Source organism: Microbacterium gubbeenense DSM 15944 (assembly GCF_000422745.1).
In the GTDB taxonomy this organism is placed as follows: Bacteria; Actinomycetota; Actinomycetes; order Actinomycetales; family Microbacteriaceae; genus Microbacterium; species Microbacterium gubbeenense.
Genome location: NZ_AUGQ01000002.1, coordinates 154,155 through 172,704 on the forward strand (window position 1 = coordinate 154,155; position 18,550 = coordinate 172,704).

Consider the following 18,550-nt stretch of genomic DNA (forward strand, 5'->3'; position numbering starts at 1 on the left):
CTTCGACGTTGCAGTCAGCACCGATTCAGTCTGGAGGCGTCCGATGACCGACGCATGCGAGTTCACTCCCCCGGCGGATGCCTGCGCGCTGCCCGGCACATCTCCCGCCGCCATTTCCGATGTCGACCCCGCGCACGAGGGTCGCAGCTGGCAGGGACCGGGCGCCGGCGCGCGCCTCGGGATCCTGCGCCGCGCCAAGTCGATCGCAATCGTGGGCGCCTCGAACAACCCCGCTCGCGCGAGCTACTTCGTCGGCACCTACCTGCTGTCGAGCTCGCCGTACGACGTGTACTTTGTGAACCCGCGCGAGACGACGATCCTCGGCGAGCCGGCGTACGCGTCGATCGCCGACCTTCCGGTCGTTCCCGACATCGTTGACGTATTCCGCAAGAACGACGACCTGCCGGGCGTCGCCCGCGAAGCCGTCGAGGCGGGCGCGAAGTCCCTGTGGCTGCAGCTCGGATCGTGGAACGAGGAGGCGGCGTCGATCGCAGAATCGGCCGGGCTCGACGTGGTCATGGACCGGTGCGTGAAGATCGAGCACGCCCGTTTCCACGGCGGCCTGCACCTCGCCGGCTTCGACACCGGTGTCATCTCCTCGAAGCGCCAGGTCGTTTCGCGGTAGAGCTTGTTCGTCGAGAGGGCCCGCTTCGGCGGGCCCTCTTCGCGTGTCCCCGGCATCGCCCGCCGCGGAGATGAGCCACAATTGCGGAGGATCAGCGCGATTCGGTCCGCGCGAACGGCTCATTTCCTTCGTTACGGATCGGAGTGGCGCGTGATGCTCCACGCACACCCTGGCAGGATGTGAGCCTCAGAGGTAAACTCACCACAGTTTGATCCTATAAGCTCAAGGAGGCGAGATGTTCGTCATCACCGCGGACCAGCACGACAGCCGTACGTCCGAGGATCTCGTGCCCGACGCGCTCGACGAGATCGCGCGCCTCGCCGGATCCGCGCTGCTCCTGCCGCCCGAGCGCACGGCGGGCGACGAGGTTCAGGCCCTCATCCGCGACGCTGACGCCGCGCTGACGGTGGCCCTCGCGCTCACCCGCACCGAGCAGTGGAGCGTCGGCGTCGGCATCGGGCGGGTCGAGGATCCGCTTCCCGACAACGTGCGGGCGGCCCGCGGATCCGCCTTCCTCGCTGCCCGCGACGCCGTCGACGCCGCGAAAAAGGCGCCGACGCGAATCGCCGTGTCAGATCCGGATGCCGAGGCGCTCGTACGACTGCTCATCGAGCTGCGGGATCGGCGAAGCGACGAGGGCTGGGAGGCGTACGATCTGCTCGCCCGGGGCAAGACGCAGCGCGAGGCCGCCGGCGAGCTCGGTATCAGCGAGGGCGCCGTGAGTCGGCGCGTGTCTGCCGGCGGCATTCGCGCGGAAGAGGCGGCGTTCCCGGCTCTCGCGAAGGTACTCGAGCGCGCGTCGGCCTAGGGCGTGTCTCCCTATTTGAGCCGCAGCGAGCATGGGCGCGAGTGCGTCGCTCGCGAGGCGGAGGAGCGAGGCGATGCTTCGCATCGTCGACCGACGACAACGACGTCGAGGGGCGTGCTCGCGCCCAGCGCAGTATGCGACGAATAGGGCGACACGGCCTAACAAGCGATGTCGGGGGTCCGTGACACACTGACGATATGGTCATTTTCGGCGCGCTCACCGAGCTCATCTTCGGATCCGCGCTCGTCGCGGTGTTCGCCGCCACTCTGATCCTCGTGCTGATCGATCGTCGGCGCCCGAGCACCGCGCCGCTGCTCGCGGCGGCGATCCTCGTGATCCTGTCCTTGTTGGCGGTCGCGACGGTGCCGGCCGCGCCGTCGCTCCCCTTCACGATCGCCCTCGCCGTGCTCGGCACGGCTCTCGCGACGCTCGGCGGCGACCCCGTCGCACGGCGGGTGCTGACGCTCGCGTCGAACAGCATGGTGCGCGAGGGACCGAACGGCGGCATTCTGCTGCGCACCCCGATCATGACGACCGAGCCCGCGCCCGAGGTCATGCGCGGCGGCGTGACGATCGGCTATCTCGAACGCGCCGGCGCCGCACTCTCGATCATCGTCGGCTACCCCGAGGCCATCGCCGTCGTCGTGGCCATCAAGGGCATCGCCCGGTTCACCGAGCTCGGAACCCCCGAGGCGCGCGAGCGCTTCATCATCGGCACTCTCGCAAGCCTCGGATGGGCGTGCGTCGTCGCCGCCACGGTTCGGATCGCTCTGGGGTGACCGCGCGTTGCCACGACCCGTGCCCGAGTCCGGATACGCTCGCCGCATGCCCTTCACCGGTGTCAGCGCGTTTCCTCTCACCCCGTTCGTCGACGATCGCGTCGACGAGAATGCGTATGCGGCCTTCATCCGCCGCATCGCCGGATCCGAGGTGAACTCGATCACGGCACTCGGATCGACCGGATCATACGCATACCTCTCCCGCGCGGAGCGCGCCCTTGTCAGCCGTGTCGCGGTCGAGAACTCCGGCACGACGCCCGTGTTCGTCGGCATCGGCTCCACGCGCACACGCCACGTCATCGAGCACGCGGCCGACGCCGCTGATGCCGGCGCCGAGGGCCTGCTGCTCGCCCCGGTGTCGTATCAGCCGCTCAGCGACGAGGAGGTCTATGGCCTGTTCCGCGATGTCGCGTCGAGCACCGACCTGCCGATCGTGGTCTACGACAACCCGCGCACGACGGGCTATGCGTTCACTCCCGCGATGTATGCGCGGGTCGCCGAGCTGCGAGGCGTCTCATCGATCAAGATCCCCGGCGTTCCGGCGGATCCTGCCGCCGCTCGCGCGCACGTCGACCGGATCCGCGCGGTCGTGCCCGAGACCGTCTCGATCTGTGTGTCGGGCGATGCCTTCGCGACAGCCGGAAAGGCCGCGGGGTGCGATGGGTGGTACTCGGTTCTCGCGGGCACGCTACCCGATCCCGCGCTCCGGGCGTGGGAGACAGGCGATGATGCACGCCTCAGGCCGCTATGGGATCTGTTCGCCGACGCGGGCGGCGGGCTGCGCGTCATGGCAGCGATCGCGGAGCACCTCGGCTGGGTCGAGAGCAACTGCCTCCCCCACCCCCTCAACGGTCTGACGGAGGACCAGCGAGCCCGGCTCGCGCAGATCCTCCCGGCCATCGCGTAACACGGCGGTCCTTCGGAAGGAGTCGGCTTACACCTGGCGCAGGCGCACGGTGCGCCGCGTCATGAGGATTGATCGCGTCGTGTTGGTGGATACGGCGGGATGCGGTCAGCCCTCGTAGCCGCCGGGGTTGTTCTGCTGCCAGTTCCACACGTCGCGGGTCATGTCGTCGATCGTGCGCGTGGCCTTCCAGCCCAGCTCGCGCTCGGCCTTCGCCGGCGTGCAGTAGGTCGCGGCGAGGTCGCCCTCGCGGCGGGGCTTGACCGACTTCGGCAGTTCCTTGCCGACAGCCTTCTCGAACGACGCGACGAGCTCGCGCACGCTCACCGGGTTGCCCGTGCCGAGGTTGTACGACACCAGACCGGCCTGGGCGTTCTCGAGCGCCTTCACGTGCCCCTCGGCGAGGTCGACGACGTGGATGTAGTCGCGCTGGCCAGTTCCGTCGGGGGTGTCGTAGTCGTCGCCGAAGATGCCGATCTCGGGCAGCTTGCCGACCGCAACGCGCGCCACGAACGGCATGAGGTTGTTCGGAATGCCCTTGGGATCCTCGCCGACGAGGCCCGACGCGTGCGCGCCGACCGGGTTGAAGTAGCGCAGCAGCGTGACGTTGACGTCGGGGTTCGCCTTCTGCACATCGGTCAGCACGACCTCGTTCATCAGCTTCGACTTCGAGTACGGGTTCGACAGGTCGACGAGGTTGCGAGTCGCCTCCTCGGTGAACGGCAGGTCGGCCGGATCCGAGTACACGGTTCCCGTCGAGGAGAACACGAACGAGCGGATCCCGCGCGCGAGCCCCACGCGCAGCAGCGCGTACGTCGTGTCGAGGTTGTTCGCGTAGTACTCGAGCGGCTTCTCGATCGACTCGCCGACGGCCTTCAGCGCGGCGAAGTGGATGATCGCGTCGAACGGGCCGTGGGCGTCGAACGCGCCCTCGAGCACCTCGTCATCCGCGGCGTCGCCCGTGACGAGCGGAACCGTCGTTCCGGTGATCGTGGCGATGCGCTCCGTGACGACACGAGACGTGTTCGACAGGTCATCGAGGAGCACGGGCTCGTGCCCCGCCTCGATGAGGGCGATCGCAGTGTGAGTTCCGACGTATCCGGCACCGCCGGCAAGAAGAACGCGCATGTTTCCAGCTTAACGGGGCGCGAGCACTCCGCCCGACTCATCGAGGTAGCAGGCGCCGCACAATGACTCATAGGTGACGAAGTGCTCGCTGCTCACCGTCGCGGCGGCCGCATCGATCGCGACCTGATCGCCCGAGAACACGAAGTCGCCGCCGATCTTCCGCGCGTTGAACAGCGCCTTCCGTCCGCAGCGGCAGATCGTCTTGAGCTCTTCGAGCGAGTGCGCCACCTCGAGCAGGCGCGCGGATCCCGGAAACGCCTCCGTCTGGAAGTCGGTGCGGATCCCGTACGCCATCACGGGGATGCCGTCCTCGACGGCGATGCGGAACACCTCATCGACCTGATCGCGCGTGAGGAACTGCGCCTCGTCGATCAGCAGACAGGAGACATCGGGACGCGTGTCGTCCGAGAACAGCGCGTCGTCCTCCAGGCGCCGACGCCGCGTTCTCTCCGCGTCGAAGAGGTCGCGCACGCTCGCATCGGGAGCGATGAGGAAGTCGGCCTGGCGCGTCATGCCGAGGCGCGAGGAGATCTCCCCCGCACCCTTCGTGTCGATCGCGGGCTTCGCGAGGAGGACGGACTGGCCGCGCTCCTCGTAGTTGTAGGCGGCCTGCAGCAGCGCGGTCGACTTGCCCGAGTTCATCGCGCCGTAGCGGAAATACAGTTTGGCCACCGAACCACCTTAATTCGTGCCGACGCGACGATGCCGCCAGGAGATCCCGGCGGCATCGTCGCGAGCGCGTTCTCAGACGAGCAGACCCAGCTTCTCGGCTGTGGCGCCCTCGGTCGCGGCCGCGAGATCCGCGTCGGCGTTCAGCGGCGTGCCGTACGTGGGGATCAGCGCCTTCAGCTTCGGATCCCACCCCGCCTTGCGATCCGGGAAGCACGTGCCGAGCAGGTTCAGCATGATCGACACGGTCGTCGATGCGCCCGGCGATGCGCCGAGCAGGCCCGCGATCGTGCCGTCGGCCGCGGAGACGACCTCGGTTCCGAACTGCAGCTTGCCGCCCTTCATGACCTGCGCGCGCTGGCCGGCCTGGATGAGCTCCCAGTCCTCGCCCTCGGCACTCGGCATGAAATCGCGGAGGCTGTCGATCTTGCGCGCGCGGCTCTTCATGAGCTCGCCCACGAGGTATCGCACGAGGCTCAGGTTCGTGGCGCCGACCTTCAGCATCGAACCGAGGTTCGACGGGCGCACCTGCTGCACGATGTCGAACAGGCTGCCGGTCTTGAGGAACTTCGGGCTGAACGTCGCGAACGGGCCGAACATGAGGGATCCCTCGCCGTCGACGCGGCGGGCGTCGAGGTGCGGAACCGACATCGGCGGCGCGCCGACCGCGGCCTGCGAGTAGACCTTCGCCTGGTGCTGCTCGACGAGCTTCGGGCTGCTCGTCTTCAGGAACTGCCCGCCGATCGGGAACACGCCGTATCCCTTGATCTCGGGGATGCCCGCGCTCTGCAGCAGCTTGATGGCCCAGCCGCCCGCGCCGACGAAGACGAACTTCGCGTTGATGCGGCCCTGCGCCTTGCCGACGCGATGGCGGTAGCGCACCTCCCACGATCCGTCGGACTGCTTCTTGAGCTTCTTCACCTCGTGCTCGAGACGCACGTCGGCGCCGTTCGTCTTCAGGTGGTCGAAGAGCTGGTGGGTGACGGCGCCGAAATCGACGTCGGATCCGGCCGGCACGCGCGTCGCCGCGAACGGCTCGCCCTTGCGGCGCTTCTGCATCAGCAGCGGCGCCCACTGGTTGATCACGCGCGAGTCTTCGCTGTATTCGATGCCCTTGAACAGGGGCTGCGTCTTCAGCGTCTCGTAGCGCTGCTTGAGGTACGCGATGTCCTTCTCGCCCTGCACGAACGTCATGTGCGGGGTCGAGCTGATGAACGTCGAGGCCTCATCGAGGATGCCCTTGTCGATGAACGACGACCACAGCTGGCGGCTCACCTGGAACTGCTCGTTGATGCCGACGGCCTTCGCGGGATCCGCGGCGTCGGGCATGTAGTTCAGCTCGCACAGCGCCGAGTGGCCGGTACCGGCGTTGTTCCACGCGTTCGACGATTCCTGCGCAACATCGCTGAGGCGCTCGAACACGACGATCTTCCAGTCGGGCTGCAGCTCTTTGAGCAGCGTGCCCAGTGTCGCGGACATTACGCCGCCGCCGATCAGAACGACATCTACGGATTCACTCACGATCTACCACTCTACTCTCGGCGCCTGGACGCCCTCCGCCGCGCGTACGCGACAAGAATCGTCGAATTTATGCCGCTGTCAGGAGCGCGCGGCGAGGAGCTCCGCAATCTGCACCGTGTTGAGCGCGGCGCCCTTGCGCAGGTTGTCGTTCGAGATGAACAGCGCGAGGCCCTTGCCCTCCGGGGCCGCCTGATCCGGGCGGATCCGCCCCACGAAGCTCGCGTCCTGGCCGGCTGCCTCGAGCGGCGTCGGCACGTCGGCGAGCTGAACGCCGGGAGCCTCGCTCAGGACCTCGCGAGCGCGGTCTGCCGAGATGTCGTCGCGGAACTCGGCGTTGATCGCGAGCGAGTGGCCCGAGAACACCGGAACGCGAACGCACGTGCCCGAGACGCGCAGGCCCGGCAGCTCGAGGATCTTGCGGCTCTCGTTGCGCAGCTTCTTCTCTTCGTCCGTCTCACCCAGGCCGTCGTCGACGAGGTTGCCCGCGAGCGGGATCACGTCGAATGCGATCGGCGCAACGTAGTTGTTCGGCGCGGGGAAGTCGATCGCGGATCCATCGTGCGCGAGGCGCCCGATGTCGCCCTGGCTGACGGCCGCTTCGACCTGACCGCGCAGCTCCTCGACGCCGGAGAGGCCGGATCCGGACACGGCCTGGTACGTCGACACGAGCAAGCGTTCGAGACCGGCCTCGGCGTCGAGCGCCTTGAGGACGGGCATGGCCGCCATAGTCGTGCAGTTCGGATTCGCGATGATGCCTTTGACGGCGCCGGCGATCGCGTGCGGGTTGACCTCGCTGACGACGAGCGGAACCTCGTCATCGCCGCGCCATGCGCTCGAGTTGTCGACGACCGTCGCGCCGGCCGCGGCGAAGCGGGGGGCGTGCTGCTTCGAGGGGCCGCCGCCCGCGGAGAACAGCGCAATGTCGATGCCCTCCAACTCGGTGCTGTTGATGTCCTCGACGATCACGTCGGTTCCGCGGTACGTCAGGGTCTTGCCCGCGGAGCGCGGCGATGCGAACAGGCGCAGCTCGCGGATCGGGAAATCGCGCTCGTCGAGAATCTCGAGCAGCTTGCCGCCGACCTGGCCAGTGGCGCCGACGACGGCGAGCGAGACTCCGGATTCTGCGATACGTACCATGGGGATCCTTGAAATTCGGGGGCGGAAGGCACCACGAGTCTACCGGCGCGGCCGGGTGCCCCGCGCGGATTCGACCGGCAGCTTGAAGCCGGTGTGGCTCTGGGCATAGCCCAGGCGCTCGTAGAAGCGATGTGCATCGTGGCGCGCATTGTCGGACGTCAGCTGGATGAGATCCGCACCGAGGGCCGGGGCCGCGGCGTCCGCAACCCAGCGCATCAGCGCACTGCCGATGCCCGCCGACCGCACGTCCTCGCGTACGCGCACCGCCTCGACCTGCAGCCTCGTCGCGCCGCGGCGCGCGAGGCCCGGGATCGCCGTGAGCTGCAGCATCGCGACGACGTCACCGTCGCGCTCCGCGACGAGCTGAGTGTTGCGCGGGTCCGCGTCGATGCCCGCGAGGCCAAGTGCATACGCGTCGCGATCAGCAGAGGATCCAGCGTCGCCGCGCGCGACGCTCACCGGATCGTTCGACAGCAGCGCGATGAGCGCATCGAGATCCGCCGCGCTCGCTTCGCGCAGCCGGAACGGACCGGCGTGCGAGGTGAGCTCGACGGGGAGCGTCAGCGCCGTCAGCGGCCGGTCCCGGCGTAGACCGTCGCCTCGATGTCGCTGTCGAGGCCGTACGCGGTGTGCACGGCACGGGCCGCGTTGTCGAGGTCGGTGTCGCGCAGCACGACCGAGATGCGGATCTCACTGGTCGAGATCATCTCGACGTTGATGCCGTTGCTGCTGAGCGCGTCGAACAGCGTCAGGGAAACGCCCGAGTGCGAGCGCATGCCGGCGCCGACGACCGAGAGCTTGCCGATCTGGTCGTCGAAGAGCACCTGCTCGTATCCGAGGTCGGCCTGCTCGGCCTGCAGCTGCTTCGCGACGGCCGCGCCCTGCTCCTTGGGGAGCGTGAACGAGATGTCGGTGCGCCCACGGCTGGCCGACTGCACGTTCTGCACGATCATGTCGATGTTCGCGCCTGCCTTCGACACGCGCGTGAAGATCGCCGCGGCCGAGCCTGGAATGTCGGGAACGCCGACGACGGTGATCTTCGACTGGCTGCGGTCGATGGCCACTCCGGCGACGACGGGCTCTTCATTGCCGATGTCCTCAGACATTTTCTCTCCCTCTGCGCGGCGGGGATGAGTCATTCCCTCGCCGAGAACATACGTGCCCTCGTTCGACGTGAACGACGAGCGGGCGTGAATCAGAACATTGTGGCGGCGGGCGTACTCCACCGCACGGATGTACAGCACCTTGGCGCCGTTGGCCGCGAGCTCGAGCATCTCCTCGGCGGCGATCGTGTTGAGCTTCTTCGCTAGCGGCACCACACGCGGATCGCACGTGTAGATGCCGTCGACGTCGCTGTAGATCTCGCAGACGTCCGCGCGCAGCGCTGCGGCGAGCGCGACGGCGGTCGTATCGGAACCGCCGCGGCCGAGCGTCGTGATGTCGCGCGTATCGCGATTGAACCCCTGGAACCCGGCGACGATGACGATCGCGCCGTCGTCGAGGGCCTCGCGCAGGCGCACGGGCGTGACGTCGAGTATCCGGGCGGACCCGTGGTCGGCCGTCGTGATCATGCCGGCCTGGCTGCCCGTGAACGAGCGCGCCTCGTATCCCATCGCGTGGATCGCCATCGCGAGCAGCGCCATCGAGATGCGCTCGCCGCTCGACAGCAGCATGTCGAGCTCGCGGGGCGCAGGGCTCGGGGCTACGGCACCGGCGAGGTCGAGCAGCTCATCGGTCGTGTCACCCATCGCGCTGACGGCGACGACGACGTCGTTGCCCGCACGGCGAGTATCGACGATCCGTTTCGCGACGCGCTTGATGCTCTCGGCGTCTGCGACGGACGATCCGCCGAATTTCTGCACGATCAATGCCACTGCGCTGCTCCTGGGGTTGACGAGGCGAGCGGATCCGCTCACCCGACCACCTTAGAGGCGAACTCGCCCGCACCGACAATCGAGGACCGCCGGGAAATGCTGCCTCGCGGCGCGCGGGGGCGGCGATTCTCTGCGCCCTCGGGTTGCAGAAACGAAGTGCGAGATTCAGTATGTAGATATAAACAATACTTAGAGAGGACTGTGGTGGACGAACGCATCTGGCCCGAGCGCGACCGGCCCTGGCAGGCCGCGTACCTGTGGGGCGTGACGCAGCCCGAGGTCTCGGCCGAGACGATCGCCGCACGCCTGGACGAACTGCTCGGCGCCGTGCTCGAGGCCGGTGTTCCGGCCGAGGAGCTGTTCGGCGATCCGGCAGCGCTCGCGGCCGACGATGTCGCAGAGCTCGGCACCGCGGAAGAGATCGTGCGGTCGTCGTTCGGCAGCGGAGCGAAGCAGACCCTGCTGCTGACGGGCGTCATGCTGCTCGTCCCTATCCTCCCGCTGATGATCGTGCTGCTGATCAGCAGCGGCTGGGAGATCGAGCTCACCGCTCGGTCGCTCACCTTCAGCGGATGCCTCGCGCTGCTGCTGGCATCGTGCGCAGTGATCAGGGCGCTGCACGATGCCGGGCTGCCGAAGGGCGTCGGGGCGATGATCGCGGTCGCCGTCGCGCTGCTCGTCGCTGCGGTCGCGGTTGCGATGACGCCGGATCCGCTCCCCCGGCTCGCCCGTGATGTGCCGACGCTGTTCGTCGGACTCGGCGCCGCGGTTCCGGGAGCCGCACTGCTGCTGACCTCCTTCCTGCTCCCCGAGAAACCACTGCGCGAAGACTGGAGCGAAGAGCAGTGGGTGCGCCGCTTCCGCGCCGCGCTGATCAGCCGCGGGCTCTCCCGGCAGCAGGCCGCCGAACGCGTCCGCGAGCTGCGCGCCGGCCGCGTCGCGGTGGACAGATCGGCGTTCGCAGAATACGGGCATCCGGTCGCCTTCGCGCGGAAGATGACCGAGCACGCGCCCGCGGCGAAGAAGCGTCGATGGGTCGTCGGCGGCGCGGCCGAGGTCGTGGTCCCCGCGCTTCTGCTGGTGTTCGGCGCCGCCAGCACCGACATGTGGTGGTGGATGCGCCTGCTGATCGGCGGCGTCGGCGCGGTATGGCTCGTGCTGAATGCGCGGTCGGTCTGGGGCTCGCGCCCGTGGAAGGCCGCGGAGTGAGCACCGCGGCCTGGCAGCGCGCATCGCTGCCGCTGCTCATGCTTCGCGTGCTGCGCTCATCGCCGAGACACGGCTACGGCATCTCGCAGGCGCTCGTCGACGCGGGCCTGCATCCGATCACAGGCGCCCAGCTGTATCCGGCGCTCGTGAAGCTCGAGGCCGACGGCGCGATCAGCGCAGGCTGGGAAGAGGGCGCTTCCGGTCCGGCCCGCAAGGTGTATTCGCTGACCGCGCGCGGCCGCGAGCGGCTGGCAGATCTCGAAGACGAATGGCAGTCGTTCGTGGCCGCCGCGTCGCGCGTCGTCTGAAGCGGCGCGCGATGCGGATCAGGCGGAGCGACGGCCTTCGAAGGCCCGACCGAGCGTGATCTCGTCGGCGTACTCGAGGTCGCCGCCGACCGGCAGGCCGGACGCGAGACGCGTCACCGAAATCTCCATCGACGCGAGCAGACGCGTGAGGTATGCCGCGGTCGCCTCGCCCTCGAGGTTCGGGTTCGTGGCGAGAATGATCTCCTGCACCGTGCCGTCGGACAGCCGCGTCATGAGCTGCCGAATGCGCAGGTCGTCGGGACCGACGCCCGCGATCGGGCTGATGGCTCCACCGAGCACGTGGTAGAGCCCGCGGAACTCGCGCGTGCGCTCGATCGCGGCGACATCCTTCGCATCCTCGACCACGCAGATGAGGCTCTGATCGCGCCGCACATCACTGCAGATCGCGCAGAGGTCGTTCTCGGAGACGTTGCCGCAGCGCTCGCAGAACTTCACCCGTTCGCGCACTTCGCTGAGCAGGGTCGACAACCGCGAGACATCGAACGTCGGCGTCTGCAGAATGTGGAACGCGATGCGCTGGGCAGATTTCGGCCCGACACCGGGCAGACGTCCGAGCTCGTCGATCAGTTCTTGGACGATTCCGTCGTACATATGAAGTCCTTCTTGCTACTGGAACCGCGTGGGAGGCGTGTACTCCTCCTCGTGGAGGAACACCGCCCCGAGCTTCTGCCGCACCACGGCCTCGCCGTAGCGCTGCACGCCCTCGTCGAGATGAACCTGGCGGCGCTGCACCGTCGGGCCGGACGGAGCAGCTTCTTCGGGCGGGTACGGGTCGTCGTACGGATCCGGCGGAACGTCGTCGTCGGTCGGCTCGTCGACGGGCGCCGAGAACGGCGGCGGCGCGGCGGCACTCACGGCCGATGCGGCTGCCGCCTCGGGTGCGTCGACGCGGTCTGGCGCGACCGTTTCGCCCCGCGAGGGCGCAGGATCCGCGACACCGGCGCTCGCGGGCGGAGCGGCCGGGCGTGCCTCGTCGACGGGCACGGCCTCATCGGCAGGCCCGGCCGAATCGTCGTTCTGCTCATCGGCATCGGAATTCGGGATCGGCGCAACCGCCCAGCCGGACGCGGGCGACGCGGCGTACGAGGTCGCGGGCGGCGCACTCGGTGCGGCCTCTGCGGGTGCCGGTGGTGCGACGGGTGCCGCTGATACCGCCGGCGCGCGGTCGGTGCCGGCCGCCGGGACGTGCTTGGCGAGGAACTTCACGGTGAAGCCCGTGACCTCCGCGATCGCCGTGCGCAGGTCGGCGCTCACGCCGGACCCGTCGGGCGCGCGCGTCTTGAACTGCCCGAGGTCGGTCTGGTTGGTGAACACCAGGCCCACGACGTCGTCGGCGACGTGCACGGCGGACGCCGACTGCAGTGTCAGCCACGACGAGCGGCTCGACTGCTCGAGGCTCGCGAGGATCTGCGGCCAGTCGCGCTGCAGCGACGCGAGCGTGAGCGGCTCGGGCGGCGCCTCTGAGGAGGTCGCCCATGCTGCGGCCGGGCCCTCATCGGACTCCGGCGGTCCGGCCGGAGCGATCGGCGGCGCGGCTGCGTCATCAGCAGTGGCCTGTTCTGCTGCGTCAGCGCGCTCGTCCGTGGACGAGGCAGGTGCCGCCGCGGGGCCTTCCGATGTGTCCGGCTCAGCGGACTGCTCAGAGGCCGGTTGCTCGGAGACCGGACGCTCGGAGACCGGGAGCTCGACCGGCGCCGCAGCGGCCGCCGCATCATCAGACGACTGATCGACAACCACGTCGTCTCGCTCCACGGGTTCCACGACGGGCGGAGCTGCCGGCGGAGCTGCCGCAGGATGTGCCGCAGGCGGCGCTGCGACGGGAGGCGCCACCGGGGCGGCCACCGGCGGAACCGGCGCCGCAGGCGGCGCAGTCGCCACCTCGATCTGCGCCGCGCTCGGCGTCACCGCCGACGGCTGTGCCGCGGGAGCCGTCGGCTCGTCGGACGTCGCCCCGTCTGCGGTCAGCACGCGGGCGATCATCAGCTCGAGCTGCAGGCGCGGCGATGTCGCACCGGTCATCTGATCGAGCGCGGAGCTCACGATGTCGGCCGCTCGCGACAACCGAGCGGATCCGTATGCGGCCGCCTGCGCCTGCATGCGTTCGAGCTCGTCAGCGGGCAGCCCGCGCAGAACGGTCGCCGCCTGATCGCCGGTCGCCGCGATCACGATGAGATCGCGCAGTCGCTCGAGCAGGTCGTCGACGAAACGGCGCGGATCCTGCCCCGTCTGCACGACGCGGTCGACCGCACCGAACGCCGCGGCCGCGTCGCGCGCGGCGAAGGCGATCGCCACGTCGTCGAGGAGCTCGCCGTGCGTGTAGCCGAGAAGGGCGACGGCGCGCGCGTACGACACGGACTGGCCCTCGGATCCGGCAATCAGCTGGTCGAGGATCGACAGCGTGTCACGAGGCGATCCGGCCCCGGCGCGCACGACGAGCGAAAGCACGCCCGGCTCGGGCGCGATCTGCTCTTGGTCGCACAGCTTCTCGACGTACTCGAGCATCGACGCAGGCGGAACCAGCCGGAACGGGTAGTGATGCGTGCGCGAGCGAATCGTGCCGATGACCTTGTCGGGCTCGGTCGTCGCGAAGATGAACTTCACGTGCGCAGGCGGCTCTTCGACGAGCTTGAGCAGGGCGTTGAATCCCTGCGGCGTCACCATGTGCGCCTCATCGAGGATGAAGATCTTGTAGCGGTCTCGAGCGGGTGCGAACACCGCACGCTCGCGCAGGTCTCGCGCGTCGTCGACGCCGTTGTGGCTCGCCGCATCGATCTCGACGACGTCAAGCGAGCCGCCGCCGTCGCGCGACAGTTCGACGCAGCTGTCGCATGTGCCGCACGGGGTATCGGTCGGGCCCTCGGCGCAGTTCAGGCACCGCGCGAGGATGCGCGCGGACGTCGTCTTTCCGCACCCGCGGGGGCCCGAGAACAGGTAGGCGTGCCCGATGCGATCGGACCGCAGCGCCGTCATCAGCGGATCGGTCACTTGAGACTGGCCGATCATCTCAGCGAAGGCCTCTGGCCGGTAGCGGCGATACAGTGCGGTGCTCACCACCCCAGCCTACGGTGGACCACTGACATAGTTACCGAGTCATTCGCCGAGCTCTCCGAACTCGGGGATCAGGTCGGCCTCGTCGGGCGTCGGCGGCACGATCGCTCGCGGGTACAGGCTGTCGTCGTCGTGTCGGCGAATCGCCGGCTTGCCGGGCCTGACGGGACCCTGACTCGTCAGCGCAACGGCGACCCGCTCCCCCGGACGAACGACGAAGTCCTCTCCGCGGACGGAGAAACCGACCTCCTCGCCCTCGCCGGCGGCCACGACGATCTCGTCGCGCGTGAGCGTCACCTCGAGGCGCGTGCCGTGCCAGGTGAGCGGGAAGCGCAGATCCTGCCAGCTCTCGGGAAGCCGCGGGTCGAAACTGAGCTTCCCCGCGAAGTCCCGCATACCGCCGAAGCCGTTCACGAGCGCCATCCACACGCCGCCCGCGGCCGCGATGTGCACTCCGTCGGCGGCGTTGTGGTGGAGGTCGGCGAGATCGACGAACAGCGAGTGCTCGAAGTATTCGAGGGCGAGGTCCTGATAGCCGACCTCGGCGGCCATGACCGCCTGCGCGACGCCGGACAGCGTCGAATCAGCCGTCGTGAGCGGGTCGTAGTACTCGAAATCTGCGAGCTTCTCCTCGGGCGTGAACCAGTCGCCCTGGAGGAACTGCGCGAGCACCACATCGGCCTGCTTCAGCACCTGGAACCGGTAGATCACGAGCGGGTGGAAGTGCAGCAGAAGCGGGCGCTGCGAGTCGGGAGTGTTCTCGAGATCCCACAGCTCGCGCTCGAGGAACAGCGCGTCCTGCGGGTGGATCCCCGCCTCCTCGCTGTAGGGGATGAACATCGCGGCGCCCATCTTCTCCCACGAGTCGACCTCGTCAGGGCGCACGCCTAGCCGCTCGCTCATCGCGCGGTGCATGTCGGGCGCGCGCTCGGCCATCTGCTGCACGACGCGCGAGGCGGCGCGCAGATTGAAGCGCGCCATGACGTTCGTGAACAGGTTGTCGTTGACGACCGTCGTGTACTCGTCGGGGCCCGTCACGCCGTGGATGTGGAACTCGCCGCCGCGCCAGAATCCGAGCGTCGACCACAGCCGGGCCGTCTCGACGAGGATGTCGACGCCCTGCTCGGCCATGAACTTCTCATCGCCCGTCGCGCGCACGTACTTCACGAGGGCATAGGCGACGTCGGCGTTGATGTGGAACTGCGCGGTTCCCGCCGCGTAGTACGCCGAGGCCTCCTCGCCGTTGATCGTGCGCCACGGAATCAGGGCGCCCGCCTCGCTCAGCTGCGATGCGCGTCGCCGGGCCGCCGGCAGCATCGTGCTGCGCGCCCGCAGGGCATTGCGCGCCCACCGCGGCGACGTGTAGTCGAGGAACGGCATCACGTACACCTCTGTGTCCCAGAAGTAATGACCGCTGTAACCCGATCCGGTCATGCCCTTCGCCGGCACGCCCCATCCGTCGGCGCGCGCCGACGCCATCGCGATCTGCAGCAGGCACCAGCGGATCGCCTGCTGCAGAGCGTCATTCCCGGAGACCCGGACATCGGATCGCTCCCAGAACGCATCGAGCCAGGCGCGCTGCCGCACGAAATGCGTGTCGATGCCCTCGGACATGGCGCGATCGAGCGTGCGCCGGCCCCTGTCGATCAGCTCAGCCGCCGGCACGCCGCGCGACGAGTGATAGGAAACGAACTTCGTCACCGTGACGGGCACCCCGGCCTTCGCATCGATGCGGAAGACGTTGCGCGCGATGTCGGGCTCGATCAGCCCGCGCGACTCGAAATCGTTCTCCGTCTCGACGACGTGATCGGCGAGCACCGCGAGGGTCATGCCGCTCGAGGCGGTGCGGTACGACAGCGTCGAGCGGGCGCCCGCCTGCCAGTGCTCCTGCGGAACCAGCACCCGCTCGCGGATCTTCTCCGACTTGCGCGGATCCGCGATGCCCTCGGCCTTGGCCACCTTCGGCCGTCCGCCGTACTCGTCCTCGCCGTCCTGCCGATTGATGACCTGGCAGTTCACCACGACGGGCGCGTCGGCGTTGAGCACCGTGACCTTCATCTGCATCACGGCGAGGTGGCGGTCCTCGAACGAGATCAGCCGGTTCGACTCGAGCAGCACCTGCTTGCCGGTCGCCGTCACCCACCGGATCTGGCGGCGCTGCGTGGCGTCGCGGAAGTCGAGGCTGCGCTCGTACTCGGCCATGTCGGCGAGGTCGATCGACATCGGCTCGTCATCGACGTAGACGCGCATCACCTTCGCGTCGGGCACGTTGACGATCGTCTGCCCGACCTCCGCGAATCCGTACGCGCCCTCGGCGTGCTGGATCGGCCACGTCTCGTGGAACCCGTTGACGAACGTCCCCTGCTCGTGCGCGGCGCTCCCCTCGGGATAGTCGGCGCGCATGCCGAAGTAGCCGTTGCCGCTCGCGAAGATCGTCTCGGTGACACCGAGGTCCTTCTCGCTGAAGCGGGTCTCGACGAGCCTCCACGGGTCGATCGGGAAGCGTTCGCGATCCATCATTCGGCGTTCTCCACAAGGTCGATGAGGTCAGTGACAATAAGGTCGGCTCCGGCGGCGAGCAGCGCTTCGTGCCCCGCGCCCCGGTCGACGCCGATCACGAGGCCGAACCCGCCCGCGACGCCGGCCTCGACGCCCGCGAGGGCGTCTTCGATGACGACGGTTCGCGCGGGGACGACGCCGAGTTCGCGCGCGCCCTCGAGGAAGACGTCGGGCGCGGGCTTGGAGGGAAGGTGGCGCTCCTCGGCGACGACGCCGTCGACGACCACGCGGAACCGGTCGCGGATGCCGGCGGCATCGAGCACGGGGCGGGCATTCTTCGAGCTCGACACGACCGCCACCGGCATCTGCGTCGCTTCGAGCGCGGCCATCAGGGCCAGGGATCCGTCGTACGGTGCGATGCCGTCGCGCGCCAGAACCCGCATGAACACGTCGTTCTTGCGGTTTCCGATGCCGCAGACGGTCGACTCGGACGGGTCGTCCATCGGCGTCCCCCACGGCACTTCCACGTCGCGGCTGCGCAGCAGTCCGGCGACGCCGTCGTAGCGCTTCTTGCCGTCGACATAGGTGTAGTAGTCGTCGTCGGTGTACGGCGGTGAGATCGACCACGCGGCGAACAGCTCGTCGAACATCGTCTGCCACGCGTGCATGTGCACCTCGGCCGTCGGCGTCAGCACGCCGTCGAGGTCGAACAGCACCGCGTCGAATCCGGCCAAGCGCGGATCGGGGCGGCGATTCATGTCAGTCTCCGATCAACAGGTCGGGGGCGATGGTACCCGCCAGCATATGTGCGACTCGTCACGGGACGCGAGCAGACGCGACGGCCAGGGTCTGACGCGCGATCTCGACCTCTTCGTCGGTCGGAACCACGAGCACCGCGACGCGCGAGTCGTCGGTCGAGATGCGGGTGATCGCGCCGCGTCGCACCGACGAATTGCGGTCCGGATCCACGCGGACGCCCGCGAACTCCAGCCCGCGCAGCGCGCTCGCGCGAATGTGCGCGACGTTCTCGCCGATGCCCGCCGTGAAGCTGACGACGTCGGCCCCGCCGAGCTGCGCGAGATACGCCCCCGCGTACGCGCGCAGCCGATGCGTGTACACGTCGATCGCGAGCTGCGCACGGTCATCGCCGGCCTCGGCGCGCGAGGTGAGATCGCGCATGTCGTTCGCCCCCGCGAGCCCCACGAGGCCGCTCTTCTTGTTCAGCAGGTCGTCGATCTCGTCGGTCGAGAGCTGCGCGCGGCGCTGCAGGTGCAGCAGGATCGCCGGATCGAGGTCGCCCGTACGGGTGCCCATCACGAGCCCCTCGAGCGGGGTGAACCCCATGGAGGTCTCGACGGACCTGCCGCCGTCGATCGCCGTCACCGACGCGCCGTTGCCGAGGTGGAACACGATCTGCTTCAGGCCTGTAAGCGGGCGCTCGAGGTGCGCGGCCGCGGCCTCGCTGACGAACTTGTGGCTCGTGCCGTGGAACCCGTAGCGGCGGATCCGGTGCTTGTCGGCCGTCTCGCGGTCGAGCGCGTACGTATATGCCTCCGGCGGCATGCTCTGGTGGAACGCGGTGTCGAAGACGGCCACGTGCGGGATCGATTCGAACGCGGCGCGCGCGGCGCGGATCCCCTGCAGCGCACCGGGGTTGTGCAGCGGCGCGAGAACCGCGAGCTCGTCGATGTTGATCTCGACGAGGGGCGTGATCACGGTCGCCTCGAAGAAGCGCGCGCCGCCGTGCACGACGCGGTGCCCCACGGCGGTCGGAGGGTGCTCCTCCAGCGACGGCCCATGCGCAGCGAACGCCTCGAGCATGACGCCGAATCCCGCGGTGTGATCTCGGATCTCGGCCGTCGTCTCGGTGGTCCCGCCGGCCGTCACGTGCTCGGCGCGACCGCGTTCCTCCCCGATGCGCTCGACGAGCCCCGAGGCGAGCACCTCCTCGCCGTCCATCTCGATCAGCTGGTACTTGAACGACGACGATCCGCTGTTGACGACGAGCACGACGGCCACG

17 protein-coding genes are annotated in these 18,550 nt (G+C 68.8%); 6 read left to right on the forward strand and 11 right to left on the reverse strand.

The annotated features are described in order from the left end of the window. Positions 1–43: 43 nt before the first annotated feature. The 4 genes from G510_RS0102715 (at position 44) to G510_RS0102730 (ending at position 3,119) form a co-directional block, all read left to right on the forward strand. Positions 44–625, forward strand: a complete 582-nt coding sequence (locus G510_RS0102715) for a CoA-binding protein (RefSeq protein ID WP_036321701.1) — start codon at positions 44–46, stop codon at positions 623–625. 235 nt (positions 626–860) lie between these two features. Beyond that, entirely contained in the window at positions 861–1,433 is a 573-nt protein-coding gene (locus G510_RS0102720; RefSeq protein ID WP_029152349.1) for a hypothetical protein, read from the forward strand. A gap of 197 nt (positions 1,434–1,630) precedes the next feature. After that, positions 1,631–2,212, forward strand: coding sequence for a hypothetical protein (locus tag G510_RS0102725; protein ID WP_036321702.1), 582 nt, complete (start codon positions 1,631–1,633; stop codon positions 2,210–2,212). 46 nt (positions 2,213–2,258) lie between these two features. Next, entirely contained in the window at positions 2,259–3,119 is an 861-nt protein-coding gene (locus G510_RS0102730; protein WP_029152351.1) for a dihydrodipicolinate synthase family protein, read from the forward strand. A 105-nt stretch (positions 3,120–3,224) separates the two neighbouring features. On the opposite strand, the gene galE is transcribed toward G510_RS0102730, so the two are convergent. The 6 genes from galE to G510_RS0102760 form a co-directional block, all read right to left on the reverse strand. After that, positions 3,225–4,244, reverse strand: coding sequence for a UDP-glucose 4-epimerase GalE (gene galE / locus G510_RS0102735; RefSeq protein WP_029152352.1), 1,020 nt, complete (start codon positions 4,242–4,244; stop codon positions 3,225–3,227). A gap of 9 nt (positions 4,245–4,253) precedes the next feature. Beyond that, positions 4,254–4,916 carry a thymidine kinase gene (locus G510_RS0102740; protein WP_029152353.1) on the reverse strand — a complete coding sequence of 221 codons (663 nt, stop codon included), beginning with the start codon at positions 4,914–4,916 and terminating at the stop codon, positions 4,254–4,256. A 72-nt stretch (positions 4,917–4,988) separates the two neighbouring features. Beyond that, on the reverse strand, positions 4,989–6,434 hold the full coding sequence (gene mqo, locus G510_RS0102745) for a malate dehydrogenase (quinone) (protein ID WP_029152354.1): 1,446 nt from the start codon (positions 6,432–6,434) through the stop codon (positions 4,989–4,991). A 78-nt stretch (positions 6,435–6,512) separates the two neighbouring features. Beyond that, a complete protein-coding gene (locus tag G510_RS0102750; RefSeq protein WP_029152355.1) occupies positions 6,513–7,571 on the reverse strand; it encodes an aspartate-semialdehyde dehydrogenase in 1,059 nt (352 codons plus the stop codon). Between the two features lie 39 nt (positions 7,572–7,610). Next, the gene (locus G510_RS0102755) at positions 7,611–8,030 is read right to left on the reverse strand and encodes a GNAT family N-acetyltransferase (RefSeq protein WP_342664719.1); all 420 of its coding nucleotides are present in this window, start codon (positions 8,028–8,030) and stop codon (positions 7,611–7,613) included. Between the two features lie 110 nt (positions 8,031–8,140). After that, positions 8,141–9,445 (reverse strand): aspartate kinase, encoded by a 1,305-nt coding sequence (locus G510_RS0102760; protein ID WP_029152357.1) that lies wholly within the window; start codon positions 9,443–9,445, stop codon positions 8,141–8,143. Positions 9,446–9,649: 204 nt separating this feature from the next. On the opposite strand from G510_RS0102760, the gene G510_RS0102765 reads away from it, so the two are divergent. Together G510_RS0102765 and G510_RS0102770 are read left to right on the forward strand one after the other, a co-directional pair. Further along, entirely contained in the window at positions 9,650–10,654 is a 1,005-nt protein-coding gene (locus G510_RS0102765; RefSeq protein ID WP_029152358.1) for a hypothetical protein, read from the forward strand. Continuing rightward, positions 10,651–10,962, forward strand: coding sequence for a PadR family transcriptional regulator (locus tag G510_RS0102770; protein WP_029152359.1), 312 nt, complete (start codon positions 10,651–10,653; stop codon positions 10,960–10,962). Before G510_RS0102765 ends, G510_RS0102770 begins: the two co-directional genes overlap by 4 nt. An 18-nt stretch (positions 10,963–10,980) precedes the next feature. Here the strand turns inward: G510_RS0102770 and recR are convergent, their stop codons facing one another. Genes recR through G510_RS0102795 form a run of 5 tightly spaced genes read right to left on the reverse strand, consistent with a single transcriptional unit; the run spans position 10,981 to position 18,549 of the window. After that, positions 10,981–11,574: a recombination mediator RecR gene (gene recR / locus G510_RS0102775; protein WP_029152360.1), complete on the reverse strand. Its 594-nt coding sequence runs from the start codon at positions 11,572–11,574 to the stop codon at positions 10,981–10,983. A gap of 15 nt (positions 11,575–11,589) precedes the next feature. Next, the gene (locus G510_RS0102780) at positions 11,590–14,034 is read right to left on the reverse strand and encodes a DNA polymerase III subunit gamma and tau (RefSeq protein ID WP_029152361.1); all 2,445 of its coding nucleotides are present in this window, start codon (positions 14,032–14,034) and stop codon (positions 11,590–11,592) included. A gap of 39 nt (positions 14,035–14,073) precedes the next feature. After that, a complete protein-coding gene (locus G510_RS15155) occupies positions 14,074–16,551 on the reverse strand; it encodes a glycoside hydrolase family 65 protein (RefSeq protein ID WP_084644166.1) in 2,478 nt (825 codons plus the stop codon). After that, entirely contained in the window at positions 16,548–17,288 is a 741-nt protein-coding gene (locus tag G510_RS0102790) for an HAD family hydrolase (RefSeq protein ID WP_036321708.1), read from the reverse strand. Before G510_RS0102790 ends, G510_RS15155 begins: the two co-directional genes overlap by 4 nt. Positions 17,289–17,346: 58 nt before the next feature. Then, positions 17,347–18,549 carry an acetate/propionate family kinase gene (locus G510_RS0102795; RefSeq protein ID WP_029152363.1) on the reverse strand — a complete coding sequence of 401 codons (1,203 nt, stop codon included), beginning with the start codon at positions 18,547–18,549 and terminating at the stop codon, positions 17,347–17,349. Position 18,550 lies beyond the last annotated feature (1 nt).

Excerpts from the sequence above, each read along its gene's own strand:
- G510_RS0102715 (WP_036321701.1), top strand. The coding sequence starts at position 44 with ATGACCGACGCATGCGAGTTCACTCCCCCGGCGGATGCCTGCGCGCTG.
- G510_RS0102720 (WP_029152349.1), top strand. The coding sequence starts at position 861 with ATGTTCGTCATCACCGCGGACCAGCACGACAGCCGTACGTCCGAGGAT.
- G510_RS0102725 (WP_036321702.1), top strand. The coding sequence starts at position 1,631 with ATGGTCATTTTCGGCGCGCTCACCGAGCTCATCTTCGGATCCGCGCTC.
- G510_RS0102730 (WP_029152351.1), top strand. The coding sequence starts at position 2,259 with ATGCCCTTCACCGGTGTCAGCGCGTTTCCTCTCACCCCGTTCGTCGAC.
- galE (WP_029152352.1), bottom strand. The coding sequence starts at position 4,244 with ATGCGCGTTCTTCTTGCCGGCGGTGCCGGATACGTCGGAACTCACACT.
- G510_RS0102750 (WP_029152355.1), bottom strand. The coding sequence starts at position 7,571 with ATGGTACGTATCGCAGAATCCGGAGTCTCGCTCGCCGTCGTCGGCGCC.
- recR (WP_029152360.1), bottom strand. The coding sequence starts at position 11,574 with ATGTACGACGGAATCGTCCAAGAACTGATCGACGAGCTCGGACGTCTG.
- G510_RS15155 (WP_084644166.1), bottom strand. The coding sequence starts at position 16,551 with ATGATGGATCGCGAACGCTTCCCGATCGACCCGTGGAGGCTCGTCGAG.
- G510_RS0102790 (WP_036321708.1), bottom strand. The coding sequence starts at position 17,288 with ATGAATCGCCGCCCCGATCCGCGCTTGGCCGGATTCGACGCGGTGCTG.